Annotated in this window: 1 protein-coding gene; it reads right to left on the reverse strand. The window is 70.8% G+C overall.

Going from position 1 to position 758, the window contains the following annotated elements:
• Nucleotides 1-419, reverse strand: a 419-nt coding sequence (locus FV220_RS25165; RefSeq protein ID WP_147833591.1) for a phage tail tape measure protein, incomplete at its 3' end; no start/stop codon positions are given.
• Nucleotides 420-758: the final 339 nt, after the last annotated feature.

Genomic DNA, 758 nt, shown 5'->3' on the forward strand with positions numbered 1-758 from the left:
TCGCTGCCCCGCGCGAGCGGCAGGATCGCCTCCGGCCCGGCCTCGCCCATGAGGCCGGTCCCGTCGCGCAGGGGGAAGTAGGTGGGGGCGGCCACCACGCCGCCATCGGCGAAGGGGCGCACCCGCCCGCCGGAGATCACCCCGCCCTTGGCGAAGGCGGTGCTCGATGCGCCGGAATTGATCAGGCTCCTCACCAGGGATTCGATGCCGCCCTTCACCGGGTCGAGGACGGCCTTGCCGGCCATGCCGGCGAGCTTGGTGACGAGGGATGTCAGCGCCCCGTCGAGCTGCTTGGCCGGGCCGACCGTGCCGGTGAAGGCCTTGCTCAGGCTGTCGCCGAACTTCTGGGCCAGGTTGTCCAGGGTGCTCAGTTGCTTCGCCCGCGCGGCGAGGGTGCGGTCGATCTCGGTCTCGGCCATGGGTGCCTCCTGTCATCTGCGTCTCAGGGGCTCGGTTCTCCCCGTCCCCATCCGATCCACCGACCTCATCCTGAGGTGCCGCAGCGCAGCGAAGGCCTCGAAGGAGGGCTCCAGAAGCCGCAGAGTGGGCTGGAGGGCTCCTTCGAGGCGGCTGTCGCCGCACCTCAGGATGAGGTGGTTTTTTGGGACGAGACGTCCCTCGCGGACAGCACGGCGGCTCGCGCGGGAGCCGGGTTTCATCGACGGCCGAACCAAATCACGACGGGTCTGGATAGGCATCCATCAGCCGGCGCAGGTCGTCGGCGGTGGCGGCGTCGCGCCGGCCGCCGCGACCTGCGC

Origin of the sequence: Methylobacterium sp. WL19 (assembly GCF_008040005.1) — a bacterium.
GTDB lineage: Bacteria > Pseudomonadota > Alphaproteobacteria > Rhizobiales > Beijerinckiaceae > Methylobacterium > Methylobacterium bullatum.